At 73.1% G+C, this 7,738-nt stretch carries 6 protein-coding genes and 1 pseudogene; 3 read left to right on the top strand and 4 right to left on the bottom strand.

From position 1 onward, the window contains the following. The first annotated feature begins 343 nt into the window (after nt 1–343). Nucleotides 344–1,690: a M28 family metallopeptidase gene (locus AC2CJA_RS00330; protein ID WP_484600578.1), complete on the top strand. Its 1,347-nt coding sequence runs from the start codon at nt 344–346 to the stop codon at nt 1,688–1,690. A gap of 94 nt (nt 1,691–1,784) precedes the next feature. On the opposite strand, the gene AC2CJA_RS00325 is transcribed toward AC2CJA_RS00330, so the two are convergent. Next, nucleotides 1,785–2,372 carry a CGNR zinc finger domain-containing protein gene (locus tag AC2CJA_RS00325; RefSeq protein WP_484600586.1) on the bottom strand — a complete coding sequence of 196 codons (588 nt, stop codon included), beginning with the start codon at nt 2,370–2,372 and terminating at the stop codon, nt 1,785–1,787. An 81-nt stretch (nt 2,373–2,453) separates the two neighbouring features. On the opposite strand from AC2CJA_RS00325, the gene AC2CJA_RS00320 reads away from it, so the two are divergent. Beyond that, nucleotides 2,454–2,966: a VOC family protein gene (locus AC2CJA_RS00320; protein WP_241717553.1), complete on the top strand. Its 513-nt coding sequence runs from the start codon at nt 2,454–2,456 to the stop codon at nt 2,964–2,966. A gap of 69 nt (nt 2,967–3,035) precedes the next feature. Here the strand turns inward: AC2CJA_RS00320 and AC2CJA_RS00315 are convergent. The 3 genes and pseudogenes from AC2CJA_RS00315 to AC2CJA_RS00305 all read right to left on the bottom strand — a co-directional run. Beyond that, a pseudogene (locus AC2CJA_RS00315) lies at nt 3,036–3,504 on the bottom strand (ATP-binding cassette domain-containing protein); the annotation flags it as partial. A 100-nt stretch (nt 3,505–3,604) separates the two neighbouring features. Continuing rightward, on the bottom strand, nt 3,605–4,855 hold the full coding sequence (locus tag AC2CJA_RS00310) for a LolA family protein (RefSeq protein ID WP_484600577.1): 1,251 nt from the start codon (nt 4,853–4,855) through the stop codon (nt 3,605–3,607). A 286-nt stretch (nt 4,856–5,141) separates the two neighbouring features. Continuing rightward, nucleotides 5,142–6,152, bottom strand: a complete 1,011-nt coding sequence (locus AC2CJA_RS00305; protein WP_484600576.1) for a polyprenyl synthetase family protein — start codon at nt 6,150–6,152, stop codon at nt 5,142–5,144. Nucleotides 6,153–6,428: 276 nt separating this feature from the next. On the opposite strand from AC2CJA_RS00305, the gene fahA reads away from it, so the two are divergent. Continuing rightward, nucleotides 6,429–7,667, top strand: a complete 1,239-nt coding sequence (gene fahA / locus AC2CJA_RS00300) for a fumarylacetoacetase (RefSeq protein WP_484600575.1) — start codon at nt 6,429–6,431, stop codon at nt 7,665–7,667. Nucleotides 7,668–7,738: the final 71 nt, after the last annotated feature.

Here is a 7,738-nt window from a genome sequence, read left to right as displayed (position 1 = left end):
CAGCCGCGCCGACACCGCGGACGGGCGGCGGAGAGGCCGAGGGCGCGGAGCCCGGAAGGACCGGCCGTCCGGCGGACCGCCCGGCGGGGGCGGGCACACCGTCGGACGCCGCGAAGAACTGACCCCGGGGGGCGGCCGCGGCCGGCCCCCGGTTCCGGTCGGCCTTCCGCAGAGGAACCCCAAAGGGGGAACGGCCGGAACCAGCCATTTCGCGGTGCACCGCGCGGATGCGCCACGTCAGCGCTACGGCGTCCGATACTAGGACACCTATGTCCGGATTCCGCCCTTGACGACACACTGGCGCCCCATCAGCATCATGCCCACGTCAACCCCCACAGGAGGCATGATGCCCACTCACGCCGGACGCCGGCTCTCCCGAAGATCCCCCCTCCGCCGCGCCGCCCTCGGAGCCGGACTCGCCGGCGTGCTCGCCGCCGGGCTGCTCACCGCGACGACCGCCCCGGCCACGGCCGGTGCCGCCCCGGCCGCCGCGGCACCGGACATCCCGCTCACCAACGTCAAGGCGCACCTCTCGCAGTTCCAGGCGATCGCAGGCGCCAACGGCGGCAACCGCGCCCACGGCCGCCCCGGCTACCGGGCGTCGGTCGACTACGTCAAGGGCAAGCTGGACGCCGCCGGCTACACCACCACCCTCCAGCAGTTCACCTACAACGGGACCACCGGCTACAACCTGATCGCCGACTGGCCCGGTGGCGACAGCGGCGCCGTCCTCATGTCCGGAGCGCATCTGGACTCGGTCAGCAGCGGCGCCGGCATCAACGACAACGGCTCCGGCTCCGCCGCCGTCCTGGAGACCGCCCTGGCCGTGGCCCGTGCGGGGTACCAGCCCGACAAGCACCTGCGGTTCGCCTGGTGGGGGGCCGAGGAGCTCGGTCTGGTGGGCTCGAGGCACTACGTCAACAGCCTCTCCTCCACGGAGCGGTCGAGGATCGACGGCTACCTCAACTTCGACATGATCGGCTCGCCGAACGCCGGCTACTTCGTCTACGACGACGACCCGGCCATCGAGAGGGTCTTCAAGGACTGGTTCGCCGCCAAGGGCATCCCGACCGAGATCGAGACGGAGGGCGACGGACGGTCCGACCACGCTCCGTTCAAGAGCGCGGGCGTCCCCGTCGGCGGGCTGTTCACCGGCGCCGGACGCGTCAAGACCAGCGCCCAGGCGCAGAAGTGGGGCGGCACCGCCGGGCAGGCCTTCGACCGCTGCTACCACTCCTCCTGCGACACCACCGCCAACGTCAACGACACCGCCCTGGACCGCAACAGCGACGCCGCCGCCCACGCGGTGTGGACGCTGAGCTCGGGCGCCACCACCCCGCCGCCGGACGGCGACACCTTCGAGAACACGGACGATTACCAGATTCCGGACCCCGGCACCGTGGAGTCCCCGGTCTCCGTCACCGGCCTCTCCGGAAACGCCCCGAGCGACCTCGAAGTCGGTGTCGACATCAAGCACACCTACCGCGGTGATCTGGTCATCGACCTGGTGGCGCCCGACGGCAGCAGCTACCGGCTGAAGAACTCCGGCTGGGACTCGGGCGACGACGTGATCACCACCTACACCGTCAACGCCTCCTCCGAGGCGGCCTCCGGCACCTGGAGGCTGCGCGTGCGGGACGTGTACCGCAGCGACTCCGGCCACATCGACAGCTGGAAGCTCACCTTCTGACCCGTCCGGCTCCTCCGGTCCTCGGCCCGGCCCCCACCCGCCCACCGGTCCGCCCCACCGGACCGGTGGGCGGGCGATCGCCGCGAGCCCGCGGTCACTCCCCCTCCCCCCGGCGGGTGCGCAGCGCCCGGACCTTGTGGCGGTTGCCGCAGCGCTCCATCGAGCACCAGCGGCGGCGTCCGGGCCGCGAGGTGTCCACGAAGACCAGGCGGCAGTCGTCCGACGCGCACTCACGTATCCGGTGTGCGCAGGGGCCGCCGAACAGATCGACGGCGTCACGCGCGACGGTCGAGAGCAGGTGCGTGCCGGTCGCGCCCGGCCCCCATTCCCTCGTCCAGCCCCGTCCGCCGTCCTGCCGCAACCGCACCGGCAGCGGCGGACAGGACGCGGCCTCGTTGACCGCCGCCGCGTCCTGCGGGCGCGGCGTACGTCCGTGCACCCGGTCCACCGCCATCCGCCACAGCACGGCGCGCAGCTCCCTGGCGGCGGTCAGCTCCGCCTCCGTCACCTCGATCGACGGTGCGGGACGCAGCCGGGAGCGGGCGGCCCAGACCGCGAGATTCACCGGCTCGCGCAGCACCTCGCGGCGGGCGTGGCTCCCGGCCCCGCCCGTCGGCAGCAGTTCCAGGCACAGGGCTCCCGGGTCGAAGCGGTAGGGCACCCCTTCGGGTGAGTGCAGCATCAGACCTGTTGCGGACTCCGTCACGTAACCACTATAACTGGTTGCCGATCAAGGGGAAGACGGCGGACGGGAGACGGGACGATGGCGGAGTCCTCGGGCACGGCGGGTTCGGCGGACGGGGCGGATTCGGCGGACGGCGCTCACGAGGTGCTGGGCTGGAAACTCGTGATCGACTGCGCGGACCCGCACCGGCTGGCCGACTTCTGGGCCGCGGCCCTGGGATACCGGGTGGAGGACAACAGCACCCTGATCGAGCGCCTGCTCGGTGTCGGTGCCGTGGGTGAGGACATCCTGGTCGAGCACCATGGCCGCCGCGCCTGGCGCGACCTGGCGGCGGCACGCCATCCGGAGGACCCGGCCGACCCCGACAGCGGCGCGGGGCTGGGACGGCGTCTGCTCTTCCAGCGGGTCCCGGAGGCGAAGACGGTCAAGAACCGCCTGCACATCGATGTCCATTCGGGCCCCGGCCGGCGTGAGGAGACCGTTGCCCGGCTGGAGGGCCTGGGCGCGGCGGTCATACGGCAGGTGAGAGAGCCGGGCGGTGAGTGGACGGTGATGACGGATCCCGAACGCAATGAATTCTGCGTGGCATGAGGAGGGCGGACCGGGGCGTCGCTCGGGCGGCTCAGACAGTGACGTCCCGGCCGGCGAACCGGGCCCATGCGCCGCCGCCGGACCGAGGCGCTGCTTCAGCCCAGCGAGTACGCCCGTGCCCTCTTGCGGGCGGCGGCCGTGAGCCCCACCCGTTCCAGTGCCTCTTCCACCCGGGCCGCACGGGTGCGGGGATCGGCGGTCGAATCGGCCGCGTCCAGCCGCAGCTGGTTGTCACGGCCAGGAGGAAGCCGTACGGCGCCGGGCCCTCGATCAGCGCGCCCACCCGCGGCAGCACCCGCCGGGCCGCGTCCGGCATCGGCTCGCCCAGCAGCCGCGCGCTGCCACCGCTGGGCTCGATCAGTCCGAACAGCATCCGGATCGTGGTCGTCCTGCCCGAACCGTTGGGCCCCAGGAAGCCGAAGACACTGCCGCGCGGCACCGCCGGGTCGAGGCCGTCCACGGCGGGCTGTCCGCCGCGGTACCGCTTGGCGGGCCCGCGGGCCTCGACGACCGTGTCCGGAGCGGACGGTGGCTGCATGGCGCTTCCCGGGGTCGAGTGGACGGTGCGGCGCGGCAGTGCCGCACCGGTCCCGCCGCGCCGCCTCGCAGATGGGCCGCGGGACCGGGCGGCGGGCGCGCTATCCGGCCCGGCCGGCGGAGTCGGCCGCCTTGACCAGCCCCTCACGGGTGACGGCTCCGACGTACACGGTGCCGTCATCGGTGATCAGGGCGTTGACGAGGCGGGTGCTGAAGAACCGGCCGGTGCCGAAGTCGCCCTTGACCTCCTCGGTGAAGCCGTCGAGCAGCCCGCGCACCTCGGGCGTCGCCTCCTGCCCGGCGTCCTTGCCGGGGCCGGTGCCGGGCACCGGGCTTCCGCCGGGCAGCTCGATCCGGGCGACCGAGTTCCAGCCCTCACCGACGACCTCCAGGCCGGACGGCAGCCCCCCGGCACCGTCCGGGCCCTTGCCCTCGGCGCCACCGCCGCCCTCGTGCGGCGTCCCGCCGGAGCCGTTCCGTGCGCCGTCGAGCCTCTCCTCGGTGACCTTCGCGCCCTTCGGCGGCTTGAAGGCGAAGGTGTCGGCGTCCGGTTTGGCGAACTCCACCTCGGTGAAGCCCACGTCGACGGCGGCCTTTCCGCCGTCCTGGGGGGTGAGTGTGAACCTCAGCGGCACACCGCTGTCCGCGTCCACCGCGATCCGCACCGAACCGACCGTGCTGTCCGGCTGCTTCGGCTCGACCAGCAGCTGGTAGGCGTCCTGTCCGGCGACCTTCGCCGTACCGTCGACGGTGACCGAGGTGGTGGCGTCGACGGCCTTGAGAACCTCCTGGGCGGCCTTCTGCGGGGTCGCCTTCTCCAGCCCCCCGGGGGCCTCCCCCCGGCCGGCTCCCCGCTCGGTCTCCCGCGGGAGGACTGTGTGGTGGACGGTGTCGGAGGCACTGTCGTACGCCCACACGTCACCGCCGTTGCGGATGAGGCTGTACTCCGCGGCCTTCTCCACGATCGAGAGGCGCTGTCTGTCCGGTCCGTCCACCGCCACGCGCAGGGTGTGGGATCCGGAGGCCAGCTCGGTGAGCCTGCCACGCGGGTCGGCGCTTCCGGAGCCGTCCCCGCCGCCCTCCTCCCGGCCGCCGCCGTAGCCGCCCGGGCCCATGCCGGGCAGAGCGGGCAGACCGAGGTCGGTGGTGATCCTCACCGTCCCGGACAGCTGCTGGGTGTCCGAGGCCGCGATCTTCGCGACCAGCTCCTCGGCGGTGATCTTCGCCAGATCCGGGCTGCCGCCGGAACTGGCCAGTGCCGGTACGAGGCCGACGGCCGCCACCGTCGCTCCGGCCACGGTCGCCGGCACCGCGTAACGCAACGTCTTCTTCATCGGTCGGGTCCGTGCCATGTGTGCCCTTACCTCCGTGATCGGCGGCGGTTCGTCCGTACGTCGCACTCGTCAACCCCTGGCCGCCATTCTCACCCATTCCGGTGCGGGGCGACGGTGTCAATCCCACCAAATTGCTCCGGACAGGGCGTCGGACGACAGGATCGAGCCGATCTACTCCCGAGGTATGACACCACCGACGCCGTCTCGTCCCACCGGGCACCGCGCGCGGCTCTCCGCCCCCTCCCCGAGGCGTACGGACTCTTCCGGATCGGGGCGGTCGGGGCGGACGGCGCCCCCGGCGCGGTCAGCCCGCGCGGTGGACCACCGAGTCGCACAGATAGGAGAGGGCCTCCCTGGCCGCGCAGTCCGGCAGGGGCGCCAGGACGTTGCGGGCCTCGTCCGCACAGCGGATCGTGTCGCGCCGCGCCTCCTCCAGCGCCGGATGGGCGCGGAGTCCCGCCAGCGCCTCCGCGTGCCGGGCGTCATCGCTCAGATCGCCGTCCAGCAGCGCGCACAGGGCCAGGTCCTCCGGCGAGCCGCCGTGGGCCGCGCGGGCGCGCAGACGCAGGACCGGCAGCGTCGCGATGCCCTCCCGCAGGTCCGTGCCGGGGGTCTTGCCGGACTCGTGGGAGTCACTGGCGATGTCGAGCACGTCGTCGGCCAGCTGGAAGGCGGTGCCGATCCGCTCCCCGTACTGGGTGAGGACGTCCACGACGCTCTCGTCCGCACCCGACATCATCGCGCCGAAGCGCCCGGCCACCGCGATCAGCGAGCCGGTCTTGCCCGCGATCACGTCGAGGTAGTGGTCGATCGGGTCGTCGCCCTCCCGCGGTCCCGCCGTCTCCAGGATCTGCCCGGTCACCAGCCGCTCGAACGCCTCGGCCTGGATCCGGACCGCCTCCGGTCCCAGGTCGGCCAGGATGTGCGAGGCCCGGGCGAAGAGGAAGTCGCCGGTGAGGACGGCCACGGAGTTGTCCCAGCGGGCGTTGGCGCTGGGCACTCCGCGCCGCACGTCCGCCTCGTCCATCACGTCGTCGTGGTAGAGCGTCGCCAGATGTGTCAGCTCCACGACCACCGCCGAGGGCACCACCCCCGGGGCGTGCGGATCCCCGAACTGCGCCGCCAGCATCACCAGCAACGGGCGGAACCTCTTCCCGCCGGCCCGCACCAGATGCCTCGCGGCTTCCGTTATGAAGGGCACGCCGCTCTTGGTGGCCTCGATAAGGCCTTCCTCGACCGCCGCCAACCCCGCCTGGACATCGGTTTCCAGCGCATGGTCCCGCACGCTCAGCCCGAAGGGCCCGACGACGGTCACGAGGGGTACTCCTGTCTGCGTACGATCAGCCAACGATCACGCGGCTCGTCGCGGCATCCGCGGTGTCTCGCCGTACCGCCGGGCCGCCGTCGCCATCGTCATCCCTGGCAGCGTAGCCGGTCCCGAGGGGATCACGACCGCCGCGCTGCCTCTGTGACGGAGGCCGCGTCCGGGTCCCCCGGGCCCCGCAGCGGGTCGCTTCTGCCGCGGATCACCACCGCGTAGCCTGTTCGCGGCCCTGACCGGCGACGACCTCGAAGGCGAGGCACCTCACCCATGTCCGACGCGACCCCGCTCGAACTGCCCGAAGGCGATCTCTTCGGCCCGGAGAACCTGCCCTACGGCGTCTTCACCACCGAGGACGACCCCGATCTGCGCCGGATCGGCGTGCGCTACGGCCCGTACGTCCTGGACGCGGGCTCGGCGGCCGACGCGTTCGGCTCGCCCCACACCGGCCTGCTCCAGAAGCCGGACCTCAACCCCCTGATGGCGGCGGGGCGCCCCGTCTGGCAGGCGGTGCGCGCGGAGCTGCGTTCCTGGCTGACCGCGCCCGAGCACGCCGGCGCCGTCACGCAGTACCTGATCCGGCTCGAGGACGTCACCCTCCACCTCCCCTTCGAGGTGGCCGACTACGTCGACTTCTACGCCAGCGAGCACCATGCCACCAACGTCGGACGGATCTTCCGTCCCGGGGGCGAACCGCTCACCCCCAACTGGAAGCACCTGCCGATCGGCTACCACGGCCGCTCCGGCACCGTCGTGGTCTCCGGCACCCCCGTCGTCCGCCCGCGGGGGCAGCGCAAGGCCCCCGACGAGGCCTCCCCCTCCTTCGGCCCGTCCCGCCGCCTGGACATCGAGGCGGAGGTCGGCTTCCTCGTCGGCGCCCCCTCCCGGCTGGGCGAACCGGTGCCGCAGGCGGACTTCCGGGAACACGTCTTCGGCGTCTGCCTGGTCAACGACTGGTCGGCACGCGACATCCAGGCCTGGGAGTACGTGCCGCTGGGCCCGTTCCTGGGGAAGTCCTTCGCGACCTCCGTCTCGGCCTGGGTCACCCCGCTGGACGCCCTCGACTCGGCCCGCACCGAACCGCCGCGGCGCACCCACCCGCTGCTGGACTACCTGGAGGACGCCGCGGGCGGGGAGCCGGGCGGGCTGGACCTGCGGATCTCGGTCTCCCTCAACGGACACACCATCGCCGAGCCCCCGTTCTCCGCGATGTACTGGACGGCCGCCCAGCAACTCGCCCACATGACCGTGAACGGCGCCTCGCTGCGCACCGGGGACCTCTTCGCCTCCGGCACCGTCAGCGGCCCCGAGGTGCACCAGCGCGGCTGCCTGCTGGAGCTGACCTGGTCCGGCCGCGACCCGGTCGGGCTCCCCGACGGCGAGCGGACGTTCCTGGAGGACGGCGACGAGGTCGTCATCAGCGCCTGGGCGCCGGGCCCGCACGGATCCCGCATCGGTCTGGGCGAGGTGTCCGGCCGCATCCACCCGGCCGCCGGCCGGGACACCTGACACCGCGCCGGCCGGCGGCCCGGCCGGGAATCCGTCCCGGGCCGGGCCGCCGGCGGGTGTCACCTGCTAGT

Source organism: Streptomyces sp. ATLC9 (genome assembly GCF_057196705.1).
The sequence above is the reverse complement of the archived record's forward strand: the minus strand, read 5'-3'. Positions and strand labels throughout refer to the sequence as shown.

Excerpts from the sequence above, each read along its gene's own strand:
- AC2CJA_RS00330 (WP_484600578.1), top strand. The coding sequence starts at position 344 with ATGATGCCCACTCACGCCGGACGCCGGCTCTCCCGAAGATCCCCCCTC.
- AC2CJA_RS00320 (WP_241717553.1), top strand. The coding sequence starts at position 2,454 with ATGGCGGAGTCCTCGGGCACGGCGGGTTCGGCGGACGGGGCGGATTCG.
- AC2CJA_RS00325 (WP_484600586.1), bottom strand. The coding sequence starts at position 2,372 with ATGCTGCACTCACCCGAAGGGGTGCCCTACCGCTTCGACCCGGGAGCC.
- AC2CJA_RS00310 (WP_484600577.1), bottom strand. The coding sequence starts at position 4,855 with ATGGCACGGACCCGACCGATGAAGAAGACGTTGCGTTACGCGGTGCCG.
- fahA (WP_484600575.1), top strand. The coding sequence starts at position 6,429 with ATGTCCGACGCGACCCCGCTCGAACTGCCCGAAGGCGATCTCTTCGGC.